Annotated in this window: 21 protein-coding genes and 1 pseudogene; 15 read left to right on the top strand and 7 right to left on the bottom strand. The window is 49.8% G+C overall.

All coding sequences use genetic code 11. The features are described 5' to 3' along the window. The 15 genes and pseudogenes from ACYVGO_RS12665 to ACYVGO_RS12595 all read left to right on the top strand — a co-directional run. Positions 1–515: pseudogene (locus tag ACYVGO_RS12665) on the top strand (hypothetical protein); the annotation flags it as partial. A gap of 210 nt (positions 516–725) precedes the next feature. Further along, positions 726–2,945 carry a TonB-dependent receptor family protein gene (locus ACYVGO_RS12660; protein WP_460969579.1) on the top strand — a complete coding sequence of 740 codons (2,220 nt, stop codon included), beginning with the start codon at positions 726–728 and terminating at the stop codon, positions 2,943–2,945. Between the two features lie 35 nt (positions 2,946–2,980). Beyond that, positions 2,981–3,877, top strand: coding sequence for a hypothetical protein (locus tag ACYVGO_RS12655; RefSeq protein WP_460969578.1), 897 nt, complete (start codon positions 2,981–2,983; stop codon positions 3,875–3,877). Positions 3,878–3,887: 10 nt separating this feature from the next. Then, a complete protein-coding gene (locus ACYVGO_RS12650) occupies positions 3,888–5,435 on the top strand; it encodes a vanadium-dependent haloperoxidase (protein WP_460969577.1) in 1,548 nt (515 codons plus the stop codon). A gap of 106 nt (positions 5,436–5,541) precedes the next feature. Further along, entirely contained in the window at positions 5,542–6,102 is a 561-nt protein-coding gene (locus tag ACYVGO_RS12645) for a carboxymuconolactone decarboxylase family protein (protein ID WP_460969576.1), read from the top strand. A gap of 163 nt (positions 6,103–6,265) precedes the next feature. Continuing rightward, positions 6,266–9,058, top strand: a complete 2,793-nt coding sequence (locus ACYVGO_RS12640; protein ID WP_460969575.1) for a TonB-dependent receptor — start codon at positions 6,266–6,268, stop codon at positions 9,056–9,058. Positions 9,059–9,076: 18 nt separating this feature from the next. Beyond that, the gene (locus ACYVGO_RS12635; RefSeq protein WP_460969574.1) at positions 9,077–10,312 is read left to right on the top strand and encodes an MFS transporter; all 1,236 of its coding nucleotides are present in this window, start codon (positions 9,077–9,079) and stop codon (positions 10,310–10,312) included. A gap of 63 nt (positions 10,313–10,375) precedes the next feature. Beyond that, positions 10,376–10,957: a carboxymuconolactone decarboxylase family protein gene (locus ACYVGO_RS12630; protein WP_460969573.1), complete on the top strand. Its 582-nt coding sequence runs from the start codon at positions 10,376–10,378 to the stop codon at positions 10,955–10,957. A 204-nt stretch (positions 10,958–11,161) separates the two neighbouring features. Beyond that, a complete protein-coding gene (locus tag ACYVGO_RS12625; RefSeq protein WP_460969572.1) occupies positions 11,162–12,565 on the top strand; it encodes a vanadium-dependent haloperoxidase in 1,404 nt (467 codons plus the stop codon). Positions 12,566–12,677: 112 nt separating this feature from the next. Beyond that, on the top strand, positions 12,678–13,265 hold the full coding sequence (locus ACYVGO_RS12620) for a carboxymuconolactone decarboxylase family protein (protein WP_460969571.1): 588 nt from the start codon (positions 12,678–12,680) through the stop codon (positions 13,263–13,265). 11 nt (positions 13,266–13,276) lie between these two features. Further along, positions 13,277–14,506, top strand: coding sequence for a DUF3179 domain-containing (seleno)protein (locus ACYVGO_RS12615; RefSeq protein ID WP_460969570.1), 1,230 nt, complete (start codon positions 13,277–13,279; stop codon positions 14,504–14,506). Positions 14,507–14,508: 2 nt separating this feature from the next. Continuing rightward, on the top strand, positions 14,509–15,540 hold the full coding sequence (locus tag ACYVGO_RS12610) for a hypothetical protein (protein WP_246859443.1): 1,032 nt from the start codon (positions 14,509–14,511) through the stop codon (positions 15,538–15,540). A 100-nt stretch (positions 15,541–15,640) separates the two neighbouring features. Then, positions 15,641–17,149 carry a PA-phosphatase gene (locus ACYVGO_RS12605; protein WP_460969569.1) on the top strand — a complete coding sequence of 503 codons (1,509 nt, stop codon included), beginning with the start codon at positions 15,641–15,643 and terminating at the stop codon, positions 17,147–17,149. Positions 17,150–17,251: 102 nt separating this feature from the next. After that, entirely contained in the window at positions 17,252–19,264 is a 2,013-nt protein-coding gene (locus ACYVGO_RS12600; protein ID WP_460969568.1) for an alpha-1,4-glucan--maltose-1-phosphate maltosyltransferase, read from the top strand. A 92-nt stretch (positions 19,265–19,356) separates the two neighbouring features. Further along, positions 19,357–19,971, top strand: coding sequence for a class I SAM-dependent methyltransferase (locus tag ACYVGO_RS12595; RefSeq protein ID WP_460969567.1), 615 nt, complete (start codon positions 19,357–19,359; stop codon positions 19,969–19,971). A gap of 45 nt (positions 19,972–20,016) precedes the next feature. Here the strand turns inward: ACYVGO_RS12595 and ACYVGO_RS12590 are convergent, their stop codons facing one another. The 7 genes from ACYVGO_RS12590 to ACYVGO_RS12560 form a co-directional block, all read right to left on the bottom strand. Then, positions 20,017–20,484, bottom strand: a complete 468-nt coding sequence (locus ACYVGO_RS12590) for a hypothetical protein (protein WP_460969566.1) — start codon at positions 20,482–20,484, stop codon at positions 20,017–20,019. A 170-nt stretch (positions 20,485–20,654) separates the two neighbouring features. Further along, positions 20,655–22,652 (bottom strand): M1 family aminopeptidase, encoded by a 1,998-nt coding sequence (locus ACYVGO_RS12585; RefSeq protein WP_460969565.1) that lies wholly within the window; start codon positions 22,650–22,652, stop codon positions 20,655–20,657. A gap of 44 nt (positions 22,653–22,696) precedes the next feature. Continuing rightward, the gene (locus ACYVGO_RS12580) at positions 22,697–23,368 is read right to left on the bottom strand and encodes a DUF4230 domain-containing protein (RefSeq protein ID WP_142771229.1); all 672 of its coding nucleotides are present in this window, start codon (positions 23,366–23,368) and stop codon (positions 22,697–22,699) included. 8 nt (positions 23,369–23,376) lie between these two features. Next, complete coding sequence (locus ACYVGO_RS12575) at positions 23,377–23,565, bottom strand: hypothetical protein (RefSeq protein ID WP_460969564.1); 189 nt, start codon at positions 23,563–23,565, stop codon at positions 23,377–23,379. Between the two features lie 26 nt (positions 23,566–23,591). Then, entirely contained in the window at positions 23,592–24,083 is a 492-nt protein-coding gene (locus tag ACYVGO_RS12570; RefSeq protein ID WP_460969563.1) for a DUF6932 family protein, read from the bottom strand. Positions 24,084–24,145: 62 nt separating this feature from the next. Beyond that, a complete protein-coding gene (gene rny / locus ACYVGO_RS12565; protein WP_142771230.1) occupies positions 24,146–25,750 on the bottom strand; it encodes a ribonuclease Y in 1,605 nt (534 codons plus the stop codon). Positions 25,751–25,855: 105 nt separating this feature from the next. Further along, entirely contained in the window at positions 25,856–26,143 is a 288-nt protein-coding gene (locus tag ACYVGO_RS12560; RefSeq protein ID WP_142771231.1) for a cell division protein ZapA, read from the bottom strand. Between the last annotated feature and the right edge of the window lie 24 nt (positions 26,144–26,167).

The following is a 26,167-nucleotide window of genomic DNA, read 5'->3' as shown; positions in this document are numbered from 1 at the left end:
CGATTCAATTGGGCGATGGTGGCGTTGGAGTAAGCCTGGAACTTCAGGGCTACGCGTCGATCACAAAAACATTGACGGCTTATGCAAATGGCTTCTACCTGTTCAATCCGCGCGAAACCAATGGGGTGTTGCGGAATCCTACCGCTACTTCAATTGATCTGGTTACGGGTACCTTTTCGGTAGCCGACCAGTTTGCCGCTCGTATTGGTCTTAGCCAGTCGATAAAAGCAATTCCTGGTTTGGCAGTTATGTTGGGTGGTCGCGTTGAGGGTGTTCCAGCCATTGATGCCTTTGGCGGCAGCTCAGGTTTCCGTCGGCCGGGGTACATCGTATCGGTTGAGCCGGGTTTGTCGTACATGCGCCACAAAACCTCAATTGCGGCTTCGGTACCGGTGGCTATTTATCGCAACCGGATCAAGAGCTACGCCGACCGGCTGGACCCACTGGGTGTAAAACAGGGCGACGCGGCCTTCGCCGACTATCTGGTTTCAGTTAGTTTATCGCGTTGGTTTTAAGCCGATCCGGGCACTTTGTAGCACCAGGCTAGCTTCCGTCGATTCTTTGGATTCTTTTGTCTGCACATGATCAGCAAGAGAATCTAAAGAATCGACAGAATCAAAAGAAGCTAATTGGGAAGACTGCTAGTAAGTGTAAATCCCTCTCCAGTCGTCTTATAGGTTGTCTCCGGTCGCGAGATGCCTTATCACGCTGTTTTTAACTCAATTATGAAACGTATTCAATCAGTGCTATGCATGATCGGTTTAACTCTGGGCCTGGCTGGGAATCTGGTTGCCCAAACGCTAAACCAGAAAACAACTTCCAAACAGCAGTTGGTCGACTCGCTGCCAACGCAAACGCTGAATCAGGTAACGGTAAAAGGGGCTCGTTCGGTTATTGTTGAGTCGTTGCCCAACGTATATGGTACGTATCTGATGGGTGGTAAGCGTAGTGAAGCGATTCGATTGTCGGAGATTGATGCCAATGTGGCGGAGAAAACGCCCCGGCAAGTATTTGCTCGAATTCCTGGCGTATTTGTCTATGATATGGATGGTACAGGCAACCAGATCAACATTGCTACCCGTGGGCTTGATCCGCACCGGTCGTGGGAAAACAACATCCGGCAAAATAGCGTCATTACCAATTCGGATATGTACGGGTATCCGGCCAGCCATTACTCACCTCCTATGGAAAGCATCGATCGGGTTGAGCTGGTGCGTGGCACGGCTTCGTTACAATATGGTGCCCAGTTTGGCGGGATGCTCAACTACGTCACCAAACAGGCCGATACCACCCGCAAGTTTGGTTTCGAGACGGTTAACTCGGTAGGAGGGTATGGCTTACGAAGTACCTACAATGCTATTGGTGGTCGGCTGGGTAAGTGGACCTACTATGCCTACTATTATCGTCGGCATTCGGATGGATATCGGGAAAATAGTAATTCAAATGCCGAAGCTCAGTTTGGACGCCTACAGTACCAGGCGACCCAACGATTGAGCTTTACCGCTGAATTTGGCCGGTCAACCTATACATATCAGATCCCTGGTCCGCTCACCGATGCTATGTTTGCTCAGGACCCGCGCCAATCGACCCGAAGCCGCAACTATTTCAACCCGGATATTTACATTCCATCGCTGAAGGCGGACTGGCAACTATCGGATCGGACGCGTTTGCTCTGGACGGTTTCGGCTGTGTTAGGCGCGCGGAATAGTGTACAGCTCGATGCGTTTGCGACCGTTCCCGATACTATCAATCAGGTAACGGGACAGTACAAAGCCCGTCAGGTGGATATTGACAACTTCAATAGCTATACCTCCGAAACCCGCTTACTGCATCGCTATAAACTGGGTAGCATTGGGGGCGCTCTGGCAGCGGGTATCCAACTGATCAGCACCGATTTACACCGCCGTCAGTTGGGCGTTGGCACCACCGCCAGCGATTACGACCTCACTCTGACCAGCCCGTTTAAGCGTGACCTACATTTTCGGACGAACAACATTGCCATTTTTGTCGAGAATCAGTTTCACCTGACCGATCGGTTGATGGTGTCGCCGGGTATTCGGATTGAAAATGGCAAGACCGAAATGCGGGGTACTATTTCGTATTACGATCCAGGTAATCTCCCAACGGATATTAGCCACCATTTTGCGCTGCTGGGCATTAATGGTCAGTTTCGCATTAATGATGCGGTGAAAATCTATGGTGGTTGGTCGCAGGCGTATCGTCCGGTTGTCTTTAAGGACATCATTCCAACATCGGTGTACGAACGGATTGACAAAAGCCTGAAAGATGCGTATGGCTACAATGCGGAGATCGGGGTGGATGGGCACTGGCAGGGTGTACATGTAAACGTTACGGTGTTCGATCTGCTGTACCGAAATCGGCTGGGAACGCTGCTGTTGACCAATTCGGATGGGTCGAACTACGTTTTTCGCACCAACATTGGCGACAGCCGGAGCACGGGGGTAGAAGCCTTAATTGAAACTCAGATTCTGCGGACGGAGAAATTCCTGTTGAGCGGTTTCAGTTCGACGGCCTTCAACAATGCCCGTTATATCAATGGCGTTGTTGCGGCCGGAACGGAGAATCGGAACGTGACGGGGCATCAGGTTGAGTCGGCACCGCGCTGGACTACCCGAAACGGCCTGACAGCTCGTTACGGAACCGCCAGCCTGACGCTACAATACAGCTACGTAAGCCAAACCTTCTCCGACGCGCTTAACACGGCTGTTCCTTCGGCCAATGGTGCTATTGGGCCAGTACCCGCCTATAGCCTGTGGGATCTGAACGGCACCTGGCGAATTAAAAAGTCGCTGACCATCCGGGGCAGTGTCAATAACCTATTGAACCAGCAGTACTTCACCAAACGCCCTACATTTTACCCCGGTCCGGGTGTGTGGCCATCTGATGGCCGAAGCGCCGTGCTGACAGTGGGCCTTACTATTTAAATGTCCATCGTACCAATCTATTTTATAATTAACCAATGAAAACAAGTTTAAAATGCCTGCTCATCGTGTCTCTGCTGTCGCCGTTTGCGGCCCAGGCACAGATGCCGAATGATGCGATCTACATGGGTAAAAACCAGCTATGTACCGCCGTCATGTACGGCCATAGTTCCTGGAATCAGTATTGGGAGAATACGTTGAAGCGTGAGAATTTTAACATTGGCACGCAAACAACGCAGAGTGTCATGATTATGCCTGCCTTTGGGATTAGCAAGCGGGTCAATGTGATTATGAGTCTGCCCTATATCTGGACAAGCAACAGTGCGGGTAATCTGATGGGGCAGCAGGGCATTCAGGACGTATCGGCCTGGCTGAAAGTAAAAGCTGTACAGGCTGGAGGGTTCTCGGTGAATGCCATTGTGGGTGGGTCGATTCCAGTAGGCAACTACGTGGCCAGTTTTATGCCAATGTCTATCGGTATGCAATGCCGCACGTTCACAGGACGGTTACTGGCCAATTATAAAGAGAAAAGAACGGGTCTGTACCTGACAGCCTATGGCAGCTACGGCTGGCGGAGCAATAGTACAATAGACCAGGACGCCTATCAGGCCGACGACCGGGTGTACAACACCAACCAGGTTAAGGTACCTAACACGTACGATGCTGCGATTAAGTTAGGTGTATTGCGTAAGGGATGGCAAACCGAAGTATGGGCCGAGCGTGTAGCCTGCCTGAGTGGCGATAATATTCGCCGGAACGATATGCCTTACCTAACGAACAACATGCAGGCTACGTCGGTGGGTTGGTATGGTAAATTTCAGCCTCACAACATTGGCGTAAATGCACGCGTCGGCTACGTTGTTGATGGGCTAAATGTTGGCCAAAGCACCAGCTATACAGTAGGTGTACTTTATCAGATTAATTTCAAAAAATAGCCGTAACGTCATGAAAAAATACAATCGAATTCTTGCACTTGGTAGTATTGTCGCTGGTCTGACCGTTGCCTTGGTTTCGTGTGATAAAAGCATTTCTGAACCACAACGCGTTGGTTATACGCCCGCGAGTGTCGATGATAAAGCGGGTACCTGGAAAACCTACGTGCTGACCGCGCCTACCGATGTAACAGTGGCTATACCAGCCTCAACATCGTCGGCAGCGTATCAGGCTGAACTAACTGACCTCAAATCGAAATCGGCGAGTTTAACGCAGGATCAGCAGGAAGCCGTTGTGTATTGGGGCACGGGTGCCGTGTATCGCTGGAATGAGATTGCCCGCGAATTATGCGCCCGTTATAACATACCGCCCGCGTCAAACGCCGATGGTAAATACCCGGTACCTGATGCCGCTAACCCACTGGCTGATCCCAAATTCCCGTTTGCGAACCCACCCTATGCCTCCCGTGCGCTCGCTTACCTAAGCGTGGCTCAATACGATGCGCTGGTAGCGGCCTGGAGTTACAAATACAAGTTTAACCGGGTAGCTCCATCGAAAGTAGATGCTACTGTTCGGGTTGCGCTGCCGACGTCTTCGCTGCCTGCTTATCCGTCGGAAGATGCCGTTGTGGCAGCCGCTTCGGCTGTGGTTTTAAAAGCAATGTTCCCCGGCGAAGTTCCCTTCATAGATGCTAAACTGGCTGAACATCAGAACAGCCGCTTATGGGCGGGAATGAATGTAGCGAGCGATCTCAGTGCGGGTGTTGATTTAGGTAATCAGGCTGCTGCTAAAGTAATGGCGCGCGCTAAAACGGATGGTATGAGTGCCGCTAATAACCAGGCCGTAACGGCGGGTATGATTCAGGCTGCTAAAGAACGTGGCCTTACCGAAGTCTGGGTGAGTCAGGAAAGTCCAGCGCGCCCACCAATGTTACCGAATTTTGGTGCCGTATCGACCTGGAATTTTGATAAAGCAACCTTAGTTCAATTGCGCCCCGGTCCGCCACCCGCGCTCAATGATGCTACTTATCAGAAAGACATGGATGAGCTGAAACAAATCAACAAAAGCCAAAGTCGCGAACAGGCCCGTGTTGCCAATTATTGGTCCGATGGCGCTGGTAGCTATACACCACCCGGACACTGGCATCGCACGGCGGCCAATGCTGCCAATGAAGCTAAATACAGCGAGGTGCGCATGGCCCGGACGCTGGCGCTGGTAGGCACTGCCCTGGAGGATGCCGCCGTTGGTTGCTGGGACGCCAAGTACTACTACTACTATCCACGTCCACAACAGTTTGGGATGAAAACATCCGTTGGGTTACCAAATTTCCCGTCTTACCCGTCAGGGCACTCCACTTTTTCAGCCGCAGCCGCTACGGTACTCAGTACTATTTTCCCGGATAAAGCAGCTGATTTTGACGCACAAGCGTCGGAAGCCTCTACCTCAAGGGTATATGGTCTGATTCACTATCGCTTCGACTCGAATGGTGGACTGGAGCATGGCAAGAAGATCGGTGCCTATGCTATCGCACGCGCTAAAGCTGATGGGTCGGGACTATAATTTAATGGTTAATGAATAATGAACAATGGATAATGTAAAATAACCTGTCCCAGCCACTCTACATTATCCATTATTCATTAACCATTGTTCATTATCTATTCAAACTATGCCACATATCCCATTACCAGAGCAGTTACCGGGTATTACAGGTCTGCTCGAATATCGGTTAGATACTGCTGCGCCCATTCGTGAACTCACGCAGATCTTGTTGCGGGGTGAGTCAACGCTGTCGCAGGGCGAACGGGAACTGATTGCTGCCTTGGTATCGTCGCGGAACTGTACCAACTTCTGCGAGGCAGCCCATACGAAAGCGGCAGATATATTATTAGGTGACGATGAAACGGCTCGTGCAGTGAAATACGACATTGAAACGGCACCCGTCAGCGAGAAAATGAAGGCACTCCTCCAGATTGCCGTGCTTACGCAGCAAAATGGCAGAGACGTATCGCCCGAAGCAGTTGCCCGTGCTCGCGAAGCCAGTGCCACTGATCGCGAGATTCACGATACGGTGCTGATTGCTGCCTTGTTCTGCTTATACAATAAGTATGTGGATGGGATGGCAACCGTAGCGCCCACCGATCCGGCATTTTACCAGATGCTGGGCGAGCGAATTACAGGACGAGGGTATGTTCGTCCACCGGGCGGGTATCAAACGCAAACACATTAACCGGCTGACAGGGATTTAATCCATTGATCGTGAGGCTCAAGTGGCCAAACAGCGCATCGAGAAACAAACCAATTTCACCGACTTACGGGAATTTAATTCACCGACTGAAAACAAGCGTTTTTTGGTCGGCCTACCTCATCATTTGCTTTTTTTCTGAACAGATATGAAACTAAGACAACTCATTGCCCTATTCGCAATGATATTTTTAACCGCTCTGACCGTTCAGGCGCAATCGCGCCGGATATCGGGTACGATACGGGATGCTGAAACAGGGCAGCCGCTCACCGGAGCGAGTGTGCTTGTAAAAGGTCAACTGACGGGTACGGTTGCCAACACCAATGGTGGCTTCTCGTTAACAACGAATCAGCGCGGACCTGTTACACTGATGATTTCGATGGTTGGGCACGAAGCGCAGACGGTTGTCTTACCCGATGCGAATCAGGCTATTGACGTAAAGCTCCGGCTGGCTACCAACTCCTTGCAGGATGTTGTTGTGGCTGCCTCGCGGGTGGAAGAAAGCTTACTGCGCGCTCCGGTAACGGTCGAGAAAATGGATTCCAGAGCCATTCGCGAAACACCATCGGCTACATTTTATGAAGGTCTCAATAACCTGAAAGGGGTTGATATGGTCACGAGTGGCCTGACCTACAAGCAGATCAATACACGGGGGTTTGCCAGCACGGGCAACAGCCGGTTTCTGCAATTGATTGATGGCATTGACAATCAACCGGCTGGCTTTGGATTCGCGATGGGCAACCTGTTTGGCCTGAGTGATTTAGATGCCGAAAGTGCCGAATTAGTAGCGGGAGCCGCTTCGGCATTGTACGGTCCTGCTGCCTTCAACGGGGCTTTGTTGATGACCAGTAAAGACCCGTTCCGGTATCAGGGATTGAGTGTTCAGGCCAAATTGGGTGTGAATCACATCAACGATTCGAACACGGGAGTGGCTCTGTATCAGGACTATGGCTTTCGGTATGCCAAAGCGTTCAATAATAAACTGGCGTTCAAACTGGTGGCCTCGTATATGAAAGGACTCGACTGGTTCGCAACGGATTATACGGATGTCGATGCAACTACCTCGCCCGAAAAACGGGGGCCGTCGAATCCAGCTTACAATGGCCTGAATGTCTATGGCGATGAGATAAACCGAACCATTACGGATATTGGCAAAGTGTCTCGCACCGGTTATCAGGAAAAATACCTGACCGATTATAATGTCTATAGCCTGAAACTGAATGGTGCCCTTCATTATCGCATCACGCCAAACCTGGAAGCAATTTACTCGTATAACTTCGCGAAAGGAACGACCAACTATACCGGTAGTAACCGGTTCTCTGTCAATGGCTTTTCTCTTTTGCAGCATCGTATTGAGCTGCGTGGGACGAACTTCTTTGTTCGGGGTTACACTAATCAGGAAGATTCGCATGATTCGTACAATACCCGTTCGCTGGGCCAGCAAATTGACCGGACCTGGGTTCGCGATTTAAATGGGAATGTAGTAGCGCCCAATGTAGCCGATCAAACCTGGTTCGACCGGTATACGGCTGCTTATCAGGGGAAAGTGCAGGGCGTAACGGCCAGCGACCAGGCTACTGCCCGCTCATTTGCCGATCAGGGACGTTTGCTGCCTGGCTCTGCCGAATATGAGCAGCAGAAGGCGCGATTGATTGGTATTCAGGGCTTAGCGGGCGCTGGTATTCTGAGTCAAACCAACATGTACCATGCGGATGCGCAGTATAACCTGACATCGGCCCTGGCAGCGGCCGGACTTACCGGGACGGAGTTGTTGGTAGGTGGTAATTTCCGGCAGTATAGTCTGTTTACAAACGGAACCTTATTTGATGATAAAGGCGGACGAATCCTGTACAGTGAGTTTGGTACGTTTGCCCAACTTAGCAAATCGTTGCTGGCCGACAAGCTGAAACTAACCGTATCGGGTCGGTACGATAAGAACCAGAATTTTGCAGGTTATTTTACGCCCCGTGCTTCGGCCGTGTTTTCTCCTACTGACCGTCACCATTTTCGGGCCTCGTTCCAATCCGGCTTCCGGAATCCTACCCCCAGCGATCAGTTTATTAAACTCAACGTTGGTCCAATCACGATTCTGGGTGGTGCACCGAGTAATAGTGCTGGTATGAACGTCTACGAAAACTCGTTCAATTCTACCAGCATTGGGGGCTTTGTAAACGGCTTCCTGGCCGATGTGAATAAGGTTGGCCCGCAGCAGGCCGTTCTGAATAACAAAGCAAAACTGGTGAAATCGAACGTGCCCTACATTGCGCCTGAGCGGGTACAGAGTTTCGAAGTTGGTTATCGTACACTACTTACGAGCCGCCTGTCGCTCGATGCCAATTATTACTATGGGGCGTACCGCAATTTCATCCTGAACACTGTAGTCATTCGGCCAAACAGTCCCGTGCTGGCTGCCGATGGAAGCATCAACCCCGCTGCTGCACAGGATATTCTGAATTCGACTTATCAGGCATTTCAATTATATACTAACGCCCCCGACCGCGTTACGGCACAAGGAGCCACACTTGGATTGACCTACAGTACACTTGGCGGCTATAACCTAACAGGTAACGGAACTTGGTCGGCCTTCAATTTGCAAAACGCCGATCCAAACAATATTCCGGCTTTCAATACGCCCCGTTTCAAAACGAACGTAACGTTTGGGCATCGGAACATTCTCCCAAATGTTGGCTTCAACATAGCCTGGCATTGGCAGGAAGCCTTCGATTGGGTTGGGTCGTTCAATGACCTGCGACCAGGCCACATCCAGGCGTATAGTCTTCTCGATGCTCAGGTAGCCTTGAAGCTGCCTGCTTACAAAACCCTGTTGAAAATTGGCGCATCGAACCTGACGAATCAGTACGTCGTGCAGGCTTACGGTTCGCCAGCAGTAGGTGGCTTATACTATATATCGCTCACGTTTGATCAGGGGATGTTACGCTAATTCTAACCAAAATAAGCCATGGAAACAATTCAATTGCCTGTGGATCAGGAACAACGTCTAAAGCTACCCTGGGGGAGTTTTATCCTCTGTATAGTGGCCTATCTATTCGGAGGGACGGCCAGTACACTCATGGCAACTTATTTGCCGGTAGCCATTCCTCAACTGCTTGGCGGAACAGCGTCGCCTGATGAGTTGGGCAAAGTTGGTTCGTGGGTCAGTGCCGCGTTTTTGTATGGCTGGATGATTGGCGGATTCCTGTTCGGCCCATTGGCCGATCGCTTCGGCCGAGTTCGGGCCTTGGTTTTTGCAACAGCCCTGTGCGGTGGTGCTATGCTGGCAACAACTACCGTTCCCAATGAGTATGTATTATTCCTGCTTCGGGCGTTGACAGGCGCTGGTGTAGGTGGAATTCTGCTCGTGTCGACCGTGTATATATCGGAGGTATGGCCTGTGCGGTCACGGCCTGTTGTGTTGGGTGTACTGGCAACGGCCTTCCCGGTTGGTATTGTGGCTACGGGTGGACTGGCAAGTGGGTTTAGCGACTGGCGACTGGCTTTCGGGATCGGTTTGGTTCCTCTGTTAGTGGCTGTCCTGATCTGGATACTACTGCCCGAATCGGTTATGTGGCAACAGGGGCGTCCCCAAACTCAGGTACGCCCAGCCAGTTTGTTTAGCGCTGAAAACAAATCCAACGTTATTAGTGGCGCCATCATTTTTGGGTCGGTGCTGATTGGTCTTTGGGGGATTTTCTCGTGGATACCAACCTGGGTGCAATCGTTGCTGCCCTTGGGCCAGACTGGTCAGGCTGAACGGGGCATTACCATGATGCTACTGGGAATGGGGGGCATTTTAGGAGGTATTGCATCAGGCTTTCTGGTGGCCCAGTTTGGTGCTCGCCAAACCTTACTGTTCACCTTTGCGGGTTGTATTCTGGCCTGCAGCTTGCTTTTTCTGACGAATCAGTCTTTTTCGCCCGTCATTTATGGCGAACTGGCGCTCGTATCCCTATTTTTTGGGATTAGTCAGGGGTCATTGTCCAGCTATGTGCCTACCTTATTTTCAGCCTCAATTCGGGCTACGGCCACTGGATTCTGCTTTAATATTGGACGACTGTTTACGGCCACATTAGTGCTATTTGTTGGTTCGTTGACAACCGCCTTGGGCGGTATTGGTAATGCGTTGGTCTTATTCTCAACTGCTTTTCTGATTGCATTTGTTGCGGTTTATCTAAAGAGCGAACGAGCGAAAGAGTGAATGAGTGGGGCCATCCGGTTACTATACACCCTTTCGCTCTTTCACTCTTTCACTCATTTTTCTATGCCACATATCACACTTCCTGATGGCATTCCAGGTATTCGGAGTCTCGTCATGTACCGCCCGGATACCGGTCAACATCTTTACGATCTGGCACAAGCTCTGTTGCGTGCCGGTTCGCCCGATAGTACGCTCACCAATGCCGAACGGGAACTGATTGCTGCGTTCGTTTCGAAGCAGAATCGCACTGATTTTTGTATGAACAGTCACGCGGCTGCGTCCCGGTACCTCTATGCCGATCAGCGCGCACTGGTTGATCAGACCTTACTTAATCCAGACACTGCGCCAATCTCAGCCAAATTGAAAGCCCTGCTCACCATTGCTGATCACGTACAAGCCGACGCGCGTACCGTTTCAGACGATCTGGTAACAGCCGCTCGTGCTGAAGGGGCAACCGATGGAGACATTCACGATACCGTACTAATTGCGGCTTCATTCTGCATGTATAATCGCTATGTAGATGGACTCGCTACGCTGACACCTACCGATCCCACGGCTTATGAAGCAATGGGGGAACGGATGGGAACTGTAGGCTACCAATTACCAAAGGCTGGCCATGTCGCCAGTTCTTCTACTTCTTTATGATAGGTTGGTATAGTCCCTGGCTACTTTGTAGCTGGGGCACTATTGTTGCTAGTATGTTACTATGGAATACATGATAATTGAAGAGAGTTAAATGGGGTAAATAGTTACTTCATATACGTTGCCACCGATACTTAACCCATAGTGTATAAGAAATGGTATGCCGCCAAGTACTCACTATTTTTTACACTAACTATAAAGACAACCATGAATTTTTTTACACATAAGTTAACATGGAAAACCAGTATAACCAGCCGTAACTACAGTATTCGTTACACCTTACTTATTGCTTTTGTGTGGATGTTGGCGGCTTGCCAGCCCAAAACGGATGATGTTGCGCCGGTCCTGACCGCATCTACCACAGATGCCTCAGTGGCAACGCAGTGGATGGATTTATTTCTGAAAGTAGAGCGCTATGCGCCCGGCTATAGGCCCCCGGTGGCGGCTCGGGCTTTAGGCTATATCGGGCTGGCCGCTTACGAAACCGTTGTGCCTGGTTCGGCGAAGTATCAGTCGGTGGCGTCGAAATTTTCGGGCCTCGTGATCCCGAAAGCAGAATCGGGCAAGGTGTATCGCTGGGATGTAGCTGTGAACGAGACCTATTACCTGATGATGAAAGGCTTTTTCCCACACGTCGTTGATGCCGATAAAGCCAAAATCGATAGTTTACATACAAAACTGGCTACGGCTGTCGGATCGACTGATGAGCTGGATCGGTCAAAAAAGTTTGGTCAGGATGTGGCCGCGGCTGTATTCGCGTATTCGAAAACAGATGCCGCTGGTGATGCCGCTTACCTCCGCAACCAACCTGCCGACTATGTGCCACCAACGGGCGTCGGTAAATGGCAGCCAACAGCACCCGACTTCAGCCGGGCACTGTTGCCTTACTGGGGCAAAGTCAGAACGTTTGTAGCCAGCGAAGCTGATAAACTAGCGAAGGCTCCTTTAGACTACAGCACTAATGTGAAATCGACCTTGTTTGCGCAGGGGCTGGAAGTTTATTCCAATACAACTCCGCTATCGAAAGAGCAACAATGGATTGGTGAATTCTGGAGTGATGATATCTACAAACTAACATTCGAACCCGCTGGTCGTTGGCTGGCTGTTGCTCAACAAGTCGTTATCAAAGAAAAGGTAGCGTTAGATAAAGCCGTTTATACGTATACTAAAATCGGCATTGGCCTGAGCGACATTGGCGTAGCGTGCTGGAACTCTAAATACATCTACAACATCGAGCGCCCTATTACGTATATCCGCAAAACGATTGATCCAACCTGGGTTACCCGATTGAACAATCCAATTAGTGTTGCGGTAGGGGTTACACCACCGTTTCCAGCTTATCCGTCCGGGCATTCCTGTTTCGGAGCAGTAGCGGCTGAAGTTCTGACGAATATTTACGGCGCTGAGTACGCTATGACCGACCGCTGCCACGAGGGACGAACCGAGTTTAATGGTACACCCCGGAGCTTCAATAGCTTCTACGAGATGGCCCAGGAAAATGCGTATTCCCGGGTTGTGCTGGGCGTTCATTACCGCATGGATTGTGAAGAAGGATTACGCATGGGATACGCCATCGGACGTAAGGTAAACCAGTTAGCCTGGGAGAAATGACGAGATCCATTAGATTCTATGGATTCTATTGATTTTGACGATACATCTCGAAATTCCAACAGAATCCATAGAATCAAAATGACCAGCTATATATACCTAACCATAATAACCTATGCCACATATCGAACTACCCGCCGGGTTGCCCGGCATCCGGGGGCCAATGGCGTTCAGCCCTGAAACCGCCCGTCCGCTCAACGATTTGGTCAATGTATTACTTCGGACGAATGCAAGCCGACCCGAGTCGGGTTTGTCGGAAGGGGAACGGGAACTCATTGCGACCTATGTGTCATCGCTGAATGATTGCTTTTTCTGTCAGACTATTCACGGAGCAGTTGCCAGCCATCATCTCGGCGATGAAGACTGGAGTCTCGTTCAATCGGTCAAGTGCGATCCCGCAACTGCCGATATCAGCCCTAAACTAAAGGCCCTGCTGGTGATTGCCGGGAGCGTTCAGCAGGGAGGCAAGGCTGTAACACCAGAACAGATAGATGCTGCCCGTGCCGAAGGCGCTACAGATCATGATATTCATGACACGGTGCTGATTGCTGCCGCGTTTTGCATGTTCAATCGCTATGTTGATGGGTTAGCGACCTGGGCCCCCCAAGACCCAGGTCTGTACCGATACCGCGCTCAGAAAGTAGCCGAGTATGGGTACACACACGAAGACCATTATATGCCTCCATCCAAGTTAACTGCCTGACCCCTAATTCGATGAAGCGCTCCCTGTTGCTCTTTCTGATTCCGATTCTCCTGCTGATTGTTCTTGAGGTACTGAGTGTTTATTTCATTATGCCCTTCCCCGGCAGTCAGCTTGGTCTTACTGAGTCCGAAACGGGGCAGGCCGCACTCGGCCGTGTTGAACTGGCGTATTGGTTGCACCAAAACATCACCTGGCTTCGAATAGTTGGGTTGCTGCTATTGGCTTACCCTGCCTTTTTGATCATCATGAAGCCCCGTCGAGTATGGCATCGGTATGTCGCAGGTGGGCTCGTATTATTGTACGGCGTAGTGTTGTATGAGGTCAATAGGGAGATGATGGCCGACCAGATGTTTAAGCAACCTATTCAAAAGCGGGTGGTGCCGATGAGTGAGAATAAAATTCCGCTAAACAAACTCGTGGTCGGTTTTGAGTCGATGGGACAGGCTACGGCTTATCCATTGCAATTGATTGGTTATCACCATCAGGTGCGCGACACAGTGGGTGGCCAGCCCGTTATGATTACCTATTGTACCGTTTGCCGAACAGGTCGCGTATTTAGCCCGATCGTAAAAGGGCAGGCTGATGAATTTCGGCTGGTAGGGATGGACCATTTCAATGCCATGTTCGAGGACAAACGTACCAGTTCCTGGTGGCGGCAGGCAACAGGAGAGGCTATCGTTGGCCCACTCAAGGGACAAAGCCTAAGCGAACTGCCAGGCCGGCAGATGACCATGGGCGAGTGGGCTGCGGAACATCCCAATACGCGTGTGTTGCAGGCAGATCCAGCTTTTGCTGATGAGTTTGAGAATATGGAAAAATACGACCGGGGCCTGTCGAAGGGGAAACTCACCCACCGTGACTCCGCTTCGTGGAAACCCAAATCGTGGGTTATTGGTGTGGAGAAAGCAGGGTTTAGCAAAGCCTACGATTGGAATAAACTGGAAACGAAGCGTATCCTGAGCGACGTAGTAGGCGGGGAACCTATGCTGCTAGCCATGGCTCCCGACAGTATGTCGTTTGGCGTATGGAGCCGACGGGTTGGTGTACAAACGCTCAACTTTCAGTACGCCAATCGCCAACTCACCGACCAGGAAACCAAGTCGGTCTGGACTTGGCGGGGACATTGCGTAGCGGGTCCCTTGCTTGGAAAGCGACTTGCCGCCATCCCCAAAGCGCATCAGGAGTTCTGGCATTCGTGGCGCACATTTCACCCCGATACCAGGCGGGATGATGCTCCATAAGCATGCAAAGCCGGACCGCCAGTCCGGCTTTTTTGGTGACCACTCACGAGGAAAACGTCAATAAATACCAGATGCTGGCGTTGAACCTCTACTTTTGTACCACCTACCATAAGTTTATGCGATTAGTAGCCTACATTGTCAGCATTGGTTTTTTACTGGGTTTGGCCCAGAAAACCCGTGCTCAGGGATCAATTGACGGCTTCATGCGAGGGCAACGAAAGGCCAGTCTGGCCATCTTTGGCGCGCAGGAAACCTACGATACGTATTATATCAACACGACAGAAACAAAGAACCCCAATCTGGGTACGGTTACTACCCAGACCCTAACGGTCGTTGGCACCTACGGCTTAGGCTACGACCTCGATTTGATTGTGTCTGCTCCTTATGTTCGTACCCAGGCCAGCGCGGGTTATTTTCCTAAGCAGGAGGGCTTTCAGGATGTATCGGGTACACTGCGCTGGGAAGCGTACGACTATAAGTTTGGGAAGACCAAGCTCTCCTGGGAATTCGCCGTTGGGTATTCTATGCCCATGCAGAATTATGTCAACGACGCACTCGTAGCTATTGGCCGTGGGTCGCAGAATCTGGATGGCCGAACGTTGCTGCATTTTAAAGCGCCTAACTTTTTCATCACCGGTCAGTACGGCTACATTCGGCGCGGACAGGTCAAGCTTGATCACATCGTGAATACCTACGACCCCAGCCAACTGAATCCAAACAGTGGCTTAAAAGTCAATGTGCCCGATGTTACGGAACTCATTGTCCGGGCGGGCATTGTCACAAAAGTGTTCAATATAGATGCCTGGTTCCAACGTCAAACACCGCATAGCGACGGTACCAACATCGGTCCGGGCATTCCGTTTCCGACCAATGCCGTTGGGTTTACACGAGTTGGAGCAACGGCCTACCTGCGGCTGTTAAAGCAGTTCGGGCTGACGGCAGGCTATAACACGACACTCGATGGCCGGAATATCGGCAAAAGCACACAACTCAATGCAGGCGTAGTCATTGGTCACTGGACCGCAAATAACTAGTTGCCTGCTATATGGAACCATTCATGCTTTTTAAGCACTCCAGGGCATGAAAAAGCCCCTTTTCTAAACTAGGAGAGGGGTTGGGGTGAGGTTTATCTACATGAAAGCGCGTAGTTTTTCGATCCTTTTAAGTGCATTACTGCTGTGGACAGTAGGCTGCAAAGAGCCTATTATCGACGAGGGTGTACTGCCTTTTATTGTCCCTACATCAGTCGATGCCGATGGCGGTACCTGGCGGACCATTATCCTGAAATCGGCCATAGATATAACGATTCCTCAACCCGTAGCCAGTACATCAGATACCTATAAGCAGGAGTTTTCTGATGTGAAAAACGGTGTGCTGGCGGCTACGCCCGAACAGAATACGGCTGTTAATTACTGGGCTGCCGGGGGCGTTATTCGCTGGAACCAGATTGCCCGGCAATTGGTGGCAAAATATAATATAGCGCCGGGTTACGATTACTTAACCGGGCAGACAACATCAGCCGATGCCGGTAATCCATATGCAGGTCCGCCGTTTGCTGCCCGAGTCTATGCGCTGTTAAGTGTGGCTCAATATGATGCACTGGTGGTGGCCTGGCGGGCTAAGTATCAGTACAACCGGCCATCGCTGGAACAACAGGGTATTGTGGCCCGAGTGCCCATACTCAATGTGCCATCCTATCCATCAGAAGATGCAGCCATTGCCGAAGCATCGTGCCAGATGCTGGCCTACTTTTTTCCGAATGAAGCCAGCTGGCTGAAAGCAAAAGCGACCGAACACAAACAAAGCCGATTATGGGCCGGAGGCAATGTACCCAGCGACCTGAAAGCCGGTGAAGACCTGGGGGCTGCATTGGTCACTAAAGTGATTGATCGTGCCAAAAACGACCGCTTTACTGCTGCTACTGACCCAACAAACAGTTGGCAAACAGCGCTGTCTAAAGCACCCTACGACCAGAAATGGAAAAGCATTGAACTGCCAGAGCGAGCGCCTATACTGCCACTGGCGGGTAAGGTAAAAACCTGGTACGACTCAACGGCTATTATCGGGGCATCGCCCGCCATTCCGCCCGCTACCACATCCGCCGAGTTTCAAAAAGCCCTGAGTGAGGTTCGTGATCTGGCTAATGCCCGCACCCGCGATCAGTGGCGAATTGCCAGTTATTGGGATAATGGCCCCAGTACGTACTCGCTGTCTGGACTTTGGAATTTTCTGGTCGAAGATCTTATTCGGCAGGAGGGACAGAATGAACTACGAACAGCCCGGACCTATGCGCTGTTGAATCGGGCGATGCAGGATGCAACAACAGCCAGCTGGCGAACGATGTATACGTATTTTGTGCCGCGCCCGTCGCAAATTGACCCGACTATAAAAACGGCCACGCCTATTCCAAACGCCCCTGGTTACGTAGCTGACCGGGCTGCCGTTTCGACTGCTGCCGTTGCTGTGCTGGCCTATTTGTTTCCTGATGAGGCTACTCGTTTAAACGCACAGGCAACGGAAGCTGCGCTATCGGGGCTGTATAGCGGTACCCACTTTCGGTTCGATGCCGACGCAGGAACGAAGCTAGGTACCGTTATAGGGCAATTGGCGGTTACCGGGGCAAAGGCCGACGGGGCAAAATAAACCTTACTTTAATCCTTTTGGCAAGATTCGCCGGGTTTGATAATCCGGCTTTTTTGTAACATTGCCCTGTTATTCACGATTTATCAATCAAACCTTGATTGCATGAGCGTTCCCTCGACTATTTCCGGTCAATCGCGCGTCGTTATTGAGCGCGTATCGCCAGAACTTGATGGCGGTAAATTTCCTATAAAAGCTATCCCCGGTGATGTGGTGGCGGTTGAAGCCGATATCTTCGCGGATGGTCACGATTATCTGGCGGTCGTTCTAGTGTATAAACATGCTGATGACACCGCCTGGACCGAAACCGGAATGGCACTTCTTGGTAACGATCGATGGGGGGCATCCTTTATCGCCGAAAAGCAAGGCCGATATACCTACACCTTTGAAGCCTGGATAGATCACCCAGCCTCCTGGCAGCACGAAGTTCATTTGAAAGTAGCCGATGGCCAGCGGATCACGAGTGAACTGTTGGCGGGTGCGAATTATGTGGATGGCATGCTCATCCGGGCAGGAGGGAAGATAACCACGGGCACCAAAGCAAAGGGTAAAAAGAAGGCAGAACCGGCTGAAGAACCCGCTGATGTAAAGGTGCTCCGGGAAATGGCAGCCCTATTTCGGGACGAAAGTCGATACGACGAAGCCGTATCTGTTGCCGAAAGCGATCAGTTTACGTTTTACGCTGCCCGCTATCCTGAGCGGCAACACGCAACCCGTTACCACGAGTTAGGCGTAGAGGTAGACCGCGCCCGCGCCGGTTTCAGCACCTGGTATTGCCTGTTCCCCCGTTCGGCGGCACGTGAAGAGGGAAAGCATGGAACATTTAAAGATGTAGAAGCCTTGTTGCCGCGCATTTCGGGTATGGGTTTCGATGTGTTATATCTGCCACCTATTCACCCCATTGGTACCGCTCATCGGAAGGGTAAAAACAATTCGGTGATCTGCCAACCGGGCGAGCCGGGTGTTCCGTACGGAATCGGTTCAGCAGAAGGTGGGCATGATGCCATTCATCCTGAACTCGGCACTGTCGATGATTTCAAACACCTGATTGCCATTGCAGCCAACTACGATATGGAGGTGGCAATGGACCTGGCTATTCAGTGTTCGCCCGACCATCCGTGGGCGAAAGATCACCCCGAGTGGTTCAGGAAACGGCCTGATGGCACGATTCAATACGCCGAAAATCCGCCTAAGAAATACCAGGATATTTACCCGGTTTATTTCGAAACAGAAGATTGGCAAAATCTCTGGGAAGAACTAAAGCGCGTTTTACTGGTGTGGGCATCCTGGGGTGTTCGCATAGTGCGGGTCGATAACCCACACACCAAACCGTTTGCGTTTTGGGAGTGGGTCATTGCCGAAGTCAAAAAGGAGTTTCCAGATATGTTGTTTCTGGCCGAAGCCTTCACCAAGCCTAAAGTGATGCAGGAACTGGCGAAAGGAGGCTTTGCGCATTCATACACCTACTACACCTGGCGCCATACAAAGCAGGAACTGGAAGAGTATATGACTGAGTTAACAAAGGGGGAAATGAGGTATTATTTCCGCCCGAACTTCTGGCCAACCACGCACGACATTAATCCGTACAGCCTACAGGGCGGACACGAACCACAATTCCTGATTCGCTATTTTATGGCGGCCACGCTATCGAGCAACTATGGTATTTATGGCCCCTCGTTCGAGTTAATGGAGCATGTTCCATTCCCCAATAAAGAAGAGTACCTGAACTCCGAGAAGTATGAAATCCGCTATTGGGACTGGGAGAAGACCAATAAGCTGACCTACCTGATTACGCTCGTCAATCGGATTCGACGGGAAAACGTAGCTTTGCAAACGACCAATAATCTGACGTTCTGTGCAGTCAACGACGACGCCATTATGGCTTACCTGAAGATTTCTGGGACGAACAGGCTATTGACTGTGGTCAATACGGATGCGTACAGTCGACGGGCGGGTATCGTGCAAGTGCCCATCTGGCAGTTAGGGATTGCTCCTGATCAGGCCTACACCGTTCATGACTTGTTGACGGGAGCTTATTATACCTGGCAGGGCGAACAGAACTACGTAGAGCTTGACCCCTATGTGCTGCCTATGCACCTGTTCCGCATTGAAGTATAACAGATTGAGAAAAGCCTAGTGTTGTGGCGTTAGCGGACCCGCCCCCGCCACAACACTAGGCTTTTATGAAATAGTCTAGTTTCAACACCAGCATGGATGACCCAAAGCGTATTGTTCAACAGGGATATGACCAGTTGGGCAGTGCCTATCGGTTGCATTATGAAGGAGCAAATCCGAACCGGTATAGCGACTGGCTGACTACGTTGGTTGAGTTACTTCCAGCTAACGGGCGTGTGCTGGAACTGGGATGCGCGGATGGTATTCCTACCGCCCGGTATCTTAGTGAATATGTTCATTATGTAGGGATAGATCTTTCACCTATTCAGATTGAGCAGGCCCGATGTAATGTTCCGCAAGCGCAGTTTGACGTAGCGGATATGACCACACTGGTTTTTCCAGACAGCTCATTTGATGGTGTTATTGCCCTGTACTCGATTATTCACCTTCCGGTAGCGGAACAACATGGTTTATTGACTGCTATACATGGGTGGCTTAAACCAGCTGGCTATTTCCTGTGCGTTGTGGGGGCGGGTAGCTGGACAGGTACCGACGAAGACTGGATCAGTCCTGGTATCCGCATGTATTGGAGTCATGCAGATGCGGCTATATACCAGGCCTGGTTTACCGAACTGGGCTTCACAATTCTTGATAGCCATTTTGTGGCAGAAGGCGAGGCAGGGCATACGTTCTTTCTGCTGAGAAAGTGAGCGACCAGCTTACTTGACTAAGTTGGTGGGTACGCAGAATACGGATTAGACTTTTTTAAACTTTATAAGGGTTACGCCCATTTGTCCAGCGGGCGTGTAATAGTAATACATCACGTTTTTTTCACTACAGGTCATTTTTAGAAGATCTGTCGTTTTTTGGGGAGATAAGTAAATAGCATAACTAATACAGCCTACACTAATTGCGGTTGCCCCCAAAAAAAGTGAACTGTCGAAATTCTGTTCTACAGCTACTTTCTGGTACGTCAAACTGTCCACAGCTTGCCCATTAAGGCTGGAACGCAGTACAATACCAACCGTATTATTGGTTACGGATTGTATGGTTAATGTAAGGTTGTCGCCCTGAATTGGAAGTCTAGCATTCGTAGTCAGGAGCTGGTACGTACCCGCTATAGTTGGTGCTGGTTCTGGTATGTTTAAGTTATTTTTAGTGCAGGATACACTCCCTACCATAACTAAAAGAAAAAGTCTCCCCAATAGTCTAACGTTAGCCATGTTTTTGATGAGTTCGTTTTCTTCTGAAACGAGCAACAGGCCGAATTTGCTACATATTTATAATAAAAAAAACAGGACTATAGTTTACTGAAAAAAGCCAGTGATTATCTCACTGGCTTTTTGGTTTTTTATACTAAAAGATTGAACCTCAGCTAGAGGATTAGCAATCCTCATCGAACTACAACCACCCGGCTCTGTACCCCTGCTGCTGTTTCTACCGTAACCGTATACCGACCCGCCGACAGGCCGCGCAGGCTCAATGTTCGGCTATAATTGCCGGGTGTCAGATTCGACTCATTATTGGCCTTCAACTGTTGACCAAGCAAATTTGCCAGCGCCACTGTAACGGGGCCTGTTGCAGAAACCGAAAAATCAACCATCAGTGTTTCGGTGGTTGGATTTGGATAGATTCGTAAAGCTACTGGAGATGGGTCTTCAACACCCGTTACTAAGTTCGTTGTGGTCGATTCGATGGTTTTTAGAATCCAGTTATTTGGGTCGATAACTACATTGGTAATAGCTCCACGACCGGGTACTGTGAAGGTCTGATCCGCGCGGTCATTGAAGACTGTTACCGTTGTATCGCCCGCAGCCGATTGAACCAGCATTTGCACGGGCATCGTGAACGACGCTGGATTTGTCGACTTCGTGTTGCTCTGTTGCAATCGTACCGTAGCGAATTTACCACCACCCGTGACCGTTGCTTTATAGGTTGGATAGCCTTCGCCGTAAATCCATTGTTTAAAGAAATAAGCCAGATCCTTGCCGGAAACCTGTTGGGCTACGGCCTGGAAATCCTCGGTAACGGCTGTATTATAAGCTAAGGCTGGAGTAGCTACATAGGTACGTAACGTGCGAAAGAACGCACTATCACCCACTACACCCCGGAGCATGTGTAAGACGGTTGCCCCTTTGGCATAACTACGATTGCTGTCAAAAATATTGTTGAAATTACTGATGTTCTGGACATAGACACTCCCAACAGCAAGGCGAGCACTGCTCATGAAATTATTCATATAGGACCGATACCCAGTTTGTCCACCTATGGACTCGGTGTATACGGCTTCGCCATACGAGGCAAAACCTTCGTTGAGCCAGATATTCTGCCAGTCACGGCAGGTAATTTTGTCACCGAACCATTGGTGGGCAAGCTCATGAGCAATCACCGTTGGGGTTAACGACGAAACACCCATTGACGTTATTGTCTGGTGTTCCATCCCCCCATTATTCCGGGCAAACTGAGCATGCCCATATTTCTCCCGCAGAAACGGATAAGGCCCAAATCGATTGGTAAATAGCTGAAGCATGCTGGGAGTCAGGGCCAGATTGGCCTGAACCTGAGGCAAAATTTCAGGATAGATATAGTGGGTTACGGGCATTGTCTGGTTGCCATACGTAAAGGGCGTATCGTACTGGGCGTAGTTTGAGACGGCTATCGAAATCAGGTACTGGGCAATCGGGTAGCTATTTTTCCACAGGTACGTTTTCGTGCCGTCACTATTGGTCGTTGTGCTAATGAGCTTGCCATTGGAAACCGACACAAACTGCGCCGGGGCAGTAATACGTACTGACGATGAATCGGCTTTGTCGGCGGGTGTATCCCGGCATGGAAACCAATCGGGAGCACCGTAAGGCTCGCTTAAACTCCAGATGACAGGATCGTTTGTGGTCTCATGCCGGTCAAATTTGAAACTGCCCTGGGCACTGCTATTGGGTATGCCCTGGTAAAATACCGTTAAGGTTAAGGCTTGCCCGTTGGCCAGGGGTTGAGGAGGTGTAATGGTTAGCTTGTTCTGTGCATGCTGAAAGGTCAGCTTTTGAGCACCCGCTTTTACCGAATCAACCCGTAATCCTTCACCTGTAGTGGCAGAGGTTGAATTAAGATCCAGAAAAAAGCTAGTGAGGGTAGTAGAGGCTGTACTTTTCAAACTAATGGTGGCTGCTCCACGAAGGCTGGCTGGCGTTGCGGTTAGTCGCAGATCCAGACCGTAATACGTAACATCAATAGAGGCATCGCCGGGGTAAGCCAACCGCGCTTTCGGGTTATCGGCCAATTGTCCAAAATAACGTACTTTGCCCGCCTGGCAAACTTGCCAGCCTTCCGTTTCGAGCTGGGCGTAGGAAACGAGCGGGAAGAAAAGAAGGAGGTAGATAGAAAAGTTTTTCATGGAGTTGTCGTCATTAATGACTTAACCGCAAAGTGGCCAATTAGTTAAATGTCATCATCTTCATCTACTTCGGGTGTCAGAAAGGCAGGCAGTTTAGGCGCTTCCTCTGCTTTTGCTTTTATAGCCTCCAGCTTTTTCTGTTCTGCTTCGGGTAGTTGAAGCTGCCAGCCCATTGAACTCGCCAGTTGGTACATCATGTACTGAATCTGGTTGTTGGCAATTTTAGGTAAGTCACTCTGCATGGCCCGTTCATTCATGGCCTGCTTAGCTTCTTCCAGAATTTGTGTATAATCGGCCCCGCTGAAGTGATTAAGAATGCCCGCCTGAATGTCGTAAAACTTGTAATCGGTATCGATTGATAGAATTTCAGGTTGAGGAAAAGACTCAATAATTAACTTTTTGGAATCATTGTCGGGCGCCCGAAACCGAACTTTAGCAAAATCAAAGCCAACCAGCACTTTCGATTTGGCAATGACCATCGCTTTTTTAGGGTCATTCAGGAGGTATAAAATCTTTTTCTGATCCTGATAATTATAAATCTCTGAGAAATAACCTTCGGCCATTACCACCTTGAATACCTTTTCGATGCGTTCAAGCAAGAGTACAGAGTCCCGCTGAACATCAGTAGTGCCAGTTCGTTTACGCAGGGTATTGGCCAGGGCAACGCCCCCGCCCGCGCCGACGAGTAAAAGTAAAACGGTGGTTAAGAAATCCATGTAGCTATTTAGTGCATTACAGCTTGTACAGTAACTGTTTTGGGTGCCCTGCTAATTAAATCAGCTAACTGCTGAATGTAATCTTTTTTTAGATGCTCATATTGCCGGACACTTAGACTATCGCTCACTTGTTGAGAACGCTCAATAGCATCATCAGCATCGCTAATCAACCGAAGAAGGTGGTCGAAAGCTTTCATATAGTTTTGCGTTAGTTCCTGTTCATTCATTGTATTTGAATCATTAGGAAACCTTTCGAATATTGCCTAAAGGTCTCATCTGGTTTAGTCAATGAGTAACGTGTGATCCATAGCTCCGAGTTTCGCTTTGTTTCATGAGTGAAAGCCGGATGATTATCAGGATATACTTTCACAAAATAAGCATCAAGGCCTTCTCGCTCCCACTTATCAGCCCACAGATTATCCAAAACCCGATAATGACGCTCGTAAATTTGATAAGGTATAAAACTGACTAGATCAATGTCTTTTGGGTTTTGTTTTAGAGTTACAAAACTTCCATTCACCCACTGAACAAAGTCCTGACCAATTTCGCTTCGTAGTAACTGGTTATATTTTATCCATTCATTAAAAAGAACAGCGCGAGTTTTTGACGTAGAAAAAGCTTCTACAAACCGATCATAGAAAATGGACGTACTAACTTCTATCGCTTCGTTGGGAGTTAGTAAGCCTCGGTTGGTGAAATTCAGTACTGTTTGCATAAATGCACAAGAAGGTGCCTGACCTTGGCACCTTCTTGACATTAAAACCAATATAAAGTAACTTACTTCGCGTAAGCCACCGCTCGCATCTCCCGAATAACGGTCACTTTAATCTGGCCGGGATACTGCATTTCTTTCTCAATCTTCTGCGAAATTTCGTATGATAACACGCCTGCCCGTTCGTCGGAAACATGATCGGCGTCGACCATAATTCGTAGTTCACGACCGGCCTGAATGGCGTAGCACTTGGTTACACCGGGGAAGTTACCCGCTAATTCTTCAAGTTCTTTTAGGCGTTTAATATACGACTCCATCATTTCGCGACGGGCACCAGGACGTGAACCGGAAACTGCATCACAAACCTGAACAATCGGCGAAATCATACTGGTCATCTCGATTTCGTCATGGTGAGCGCCAATCGCATTGATAACTTCGGGATTCTCCTTATACTTTTTCGCCAGTTCCATGCCCAAAATGGCGTGGGGTAACTCGGCTTCTTCGGGCCATACTTTACCAATATCGTGGAGCAGACCGGCCCGTTTGGCTAACTTAGCGTTCAGACCTAGTTCTGCGGCCATTGTGGCACACAGCTTAGCCACTTCGCGTGAGTGCTGGAGGAGGTTCTGTCCATAACTGGACCGGAAACGCATCCGCCCAACCATTTTAATCAGTTCGGGATGCAGGCCGTGGATACCCAAATCGATAACGGTACGCTCACCAATTTCCACAATTTCGTCCTCAATATTCTTGCGGGTTTTGGCCACGATCTCTTCAATCCGGGCTGGGTGAATACGACCATCCTGCACAAGCCGGTGTAACGACAACCGGGCAATCTCACGACGAACCGGGTCGAACCCTGAAATAATGATGGCTTCCGGGGTATCATCTACAATGATTTCAACACCGGTTGCAGCTTCCAGCGCCCGGATGTTACGCCCTTCCCGACCTATCACTTTGCCCTTAACGTCATCGGATTCAATATTGAAAACGGACACGCAGTTCTCAATAGCATGCTCGGTAGCTGTCCGTTGAATGGTCTCGATTACTACCTTCTTGGCTTCCTTAGTGGCGGTTAATTTGGCTTCTTCAACGATATTTTTGATGTAGGAAGACGCACGGGTTTCAGCTTCAGCTTTCAGTGTCTCGACCAGTTGATCTCTAGCCTGATCGGCAGATAGGCCCGCGATTTTTTCAAGTTGTGCAACCTGATCGGCCAGCATCCGATCGGCTTCCTGTTGCCGTCGGTCTACATCTTCCCGACGTTTATTGAGCGCGTCAATTTGCTGCGAGAGACTGTTTTTCTGTTGATTAATTTCGTTACGCTGCTGATTTAACTCGCCTTCGCGATTGCGTTGTTGATCGGCCTGTTGAGCAAGTTGCTGTTCCCGTTGCTTGAGTTTTGTCTCGTTTTGTAGAAGTAGATTTCGTTTCTGATTCGTTGTTTCTTCAAATTCTGTTTTCAGCCTCAGATATTTCTCTTTAGCCTCCAGCATCCGCTCTTTCTTAATCGTTTCGGCCTGTAGTTCAGCATTTTTTAAAATGGATGCTGCTTTCTCTTCCGCTTCTTTTTCGTGCTTCCCACGAACGCTCGCCATCATCTGGCGGCCAATTACTATGCCAATACCACCCCCTACGAGGGTAGCAAGAATCGTTAACCAAATGTCCATTGGACTATATCGTTAGGGTTGAACAAATATACCATCAACCTGCTGCGATACGAGTGCCCTGAACGCGAACTCGGAGTAATGCGGGGTGGACAGCCCGCCGGTTTTCTATGTTGTAATGGCCGGCGTGACGACCTGATCTAATTGAGTTATTTTGTCAAACACCATTTGTTGTAATCTCTGCATCTGTCGTTCTCCTCTGAGCTTGGTGACCAAGCAGTCGAAGGCTATCATTGCCAGGGCTTCCTGCGTTTCGGCAAAGCCCTTTTCCCGGTATTGCTTCAGTTCTTCCTGAATCAGCTTGGCGGCTTCGCGCACAACGGCTTCCGCATCCGGCTCTACATACAATTTGTAGACACGGTCGGCGATTTTTACGCGAATTGGCAGTTCTTCCATCGCTGCAGTCGGCTCAGATGGGGA

The sequence above is a fragment of the Spirosoma migulaei genome (genome assembly GCF_054776855.1).
The sequence above is the reverse complement of the archived record's forward strand: the minus strand, read 5'-3'. Positions and strand labels throughout refer to the sequence as shown.

What these genes read in the sequence shown, in the direction of transcription:
- ACYVGO_RS12660 (WP_460969579.1), top strand. Translation starts at nt 726, where the DNA reads ATGAAACGTATTCAATCAGTGCTATGCATGATCGGTTTAACTCTGGGC.
- ACYVGO_RS12655 (WP_460969578.1), top strand. Translation starts at nt 2,981, where the DNA reads ATGAAAACAAGTTTAAAATGCCTGCTCATCGTGTCTCTGCTGTCGCCG.
- ACYVGO_RS12650 (WP_460969577.1), top strand. Translation starts at nt 3,888, where the DNA reads ATGAAAAAATACAATCGAATTCTTGCACTTGGTAGTATTGTCGCTGGT.
- ACYVGO_RS12645 (WP_460969576.1), top strand. Translation starts at nt 5,542, where the DNA reads ATGCCACATATCCCATTACCAGAGCAGTTACCGGGTATTACAGGTCTG.
- ACYVGO_RS12640 (WP_460969575.1), top strand. Translation starts at nt 6,266, where the DNA reads ATGAAACTAAGACAACTCATTGCCCTATTCGCAATGATATTTTTAACC.
- ACYVGO_RS12635 (WP_460969574.1), top strand. Translation starts at nt 9,077, where the DNA reads ATGGAAACAATTCAATTGCCTGTGGATCAGGAACAACGTCTAAAGCTA.
- ACYVGO_RS12630 (WP_460969573.1), top strand. Translation starts at nt 10,376, where the DNA reads ATGCCACATATCACACTTCCTGATGGCATTCCAGGTATTCGGAGTCTC.
- ACYVGO_RS12625 (WP_460969572.1), top strand. Translation starts at nt 11,162, where the DNA reads ATGAATTTTTTTACACATAAGTTAACATGGAAAACCAGTATAACCAGC.
- ACYVGO_RS12620 (WP_460969571.1), top strand. Translation starts at nt 12,678, where the DNA reads ATGCCACATATCGAACTACCCGCCGGGTTGCCCGGCATCCGGGGGCCA.
- ACYVGO_RS12615 (WP_460969570.1), top strand. Translation starts at nt 13,277, where the DNA reads ATGAAGCGCTCCCTGTTGCTCTTTCTGATTCCGATTCTCCTGCTGATT.
- ACYVGO_RS12610 (WP_246859443.1), top strand. Translation starts at nt 14,509, where the DNA reads ATGCAAAGCCGGACCGCCAGTCCGGCTTTTTTGGTGACCACTCACGAG.
- ACYVGO_RS12605 (WP_460969569.1), top strand. Translation starts at nt 15,641, where the DNA reads ATGAAAGCGCGTAGTTTTTCGATCCTTTTAAGTGCATTACTGCTGTGG.
- ACYVGO_RS12600 (WP_460969568.1), top strand. Translation starts at nt 17,252, where the DNA reads ATGAGCGTTCCCTCGACTATTTCCGGTCAATCGCGCGTCGTTATTGAG.
- ACYVGO_RS12595 (WP_460969567.1), top strand. Translation starts at nt 19,357, where the DNA reads ATGGATGACCCAAAGCGTATTGTTCAACAGGGATATGACCAGTTGGGC.
- ACYVGO_RS12590 (WP_460969566.1), bottom strand. Translation starts at nt 20,484, where the DNA reads ATGGCTAACGTTAGACTATTGGGGAGACTTTTTCTTTTAGTTATGGTA.
- ACYVGO_RS12585 (WP_460969565.1), bottom strand. Translation starts at nt 22,652, where the DNA reads ATGAAAAACTTTTCTATCTACCTCCTTCTTTTCTTCCCGCTCGTTTCC.
- ACYVGO_RS12580 (WP_142771229.1), bottom strand. Translation starts at nt 23,368, where the DNA reads ATGGATTTCTTAACCACCGTTTTACTTTTACTCGTCGGCGCGGGCGGG.
- ACYVGO_RS12575 (WP_460969564.1), bottom strand. Translation starts at nt 23,565, where the DNA reads ATGAAAGCTTTCGACCACCTTCTTCGGTTGATTAGCGATGCTGATGAT.
- ACYVGO_RS12570 (WP_460969563.1), bottom strand. Translation starts at nt 24,083, where the DNA reads ATGCAAACAGTACTGAATTTCACCAACCGAGGCTTACTAACTCCCAAC.
- rny (WP_142771230.1), bottom strand. Translation starts at nt 25,750, where the DNA reads ATGGACATTTGGTTAACGATTCTTGCTACCCTCGTAGGGGGTGGTATT.
- ACYVGO_RS12560 (WP_142771231.1), bottom strand. Translation starts at nt 26,143, where the DNA reads ATGGAAGAACTGCCAATTCGCGTAAAAATCGCCGACCGTGTCTACAAA.